At 40.2% G+C, this 1,069-nt stretch carries 1 protein-coding gene and 1 pseudogene; both read left to right on the top strand.

The features are described from left to right. The coding region (locus tag H8Z82_RS16915; RefSeq protein WP_330608030.1) for a transcriptional regulator at window positions 1–450 on the top strand (450 nt) is incomplete at its 5' end. A gap of 86 nt (window positions 451–536) precedes the next feature. Beyond that, window positions 537–1,069: pseudogene (locus tag H8Z82_RS16910) on the top strand (site-specific integrase); the annotation flags it as partial.

The following is a 1,069-nucleotide window of genomic DNA, read 5'->3' as shown; positions in this document are numbered from 1 at the left end:
GCACTCCATGTATCTGTGGAATGGCTCAAAGGGGAAACAGATGAATATGAAACCGACATTACGGATAAGAGAGAGTTACAGATTCGTGATGCGATGGGAGATATTCTGGAACAGTTACCGCTTGCCCTTACCAAAGAAGAAGATGCTTTTTCAAAAGATTTATTACTGCTGATGTTAAAACAATATGGTCTGTTTTTGGATTCCTTCCAGTTCGCCTGCAAAAATTTCAAGGGGAATGCTGGTCAGACGGATATTGCCAAAACAATAGGGTTTGAATCGAATGAGGAATATAATGAGATTATGTTCTTAAGGGAAATCACTCCTACCATCAATGCTCTTAATGAGATGGCAGACGTTGTAAGGCTCTATTCCAAGAAACCAAAAACAGCAGAACAAAGGCTTGCAAATCTTTTATCAGAAGTCTTATACGAAGATTCCGAATCGGTATAGTAAGACAACCGGAGTTATGATATACTTACACGCACGAAGCATTTCATCAGTTCCGATTGTCTAATATCGAAAGGAGACATACGATTATGGCAAAAGGATCTGTAAGAAAAAAAGGAAAGAAATGGTACTACCGCTTCTATGTAGAGGACGCAAGCGGCAATCTTGTTCAGAAAGAATGCGTTGGAACAGAAAGCAAAAGTGAAACTGAAAAACTGCTCCGTCAGGCAATGGATGATTATGAGAAAAAGAAATTTGTTGCCAAAGCGGAAAATCTCACAGTCGGACAACTTTTGGATGTGTGGGCAGAGGAGGAATTAAAAACAGGTACGCTCAGCAATGGTACTGTGGAGAATTACCTCGGAACAATCCGAAATATTAAGAAACATCCGCTGGCAGAACGGAAATTAAAAAATGTAACCTCTGAGCATTTGCAATCCTTTTTTGATTTGCTTTCCTTCGGGGGAGTTCATCCCGACGGAAAAGAGAGAAAGGGTTACAGCAAAGATTACATCCATTCTTTTTCCGCAGTCATGCAGCAGTCCTTCCGCTTTGCAGTATTTCCAAAACAGTATATTACGTTTAATCCCATGCAGTATATTAAACTGCGGTATCAGACGGA

The sequence above is a fragment of the Blautia difficilis genome, assembly GCF_014297245.1.
GTDB classification, from domain to species: Bacteria; Bacillota; Clostridia; order Lachnospirales; family Lachnospiraceae; genus Blautia_A; species Blautia_A difficilis.
Note: the sequence above shows the minus strand (reverse complement) of the source record. Positions and strands in the feature narration are given on the sequence as shown.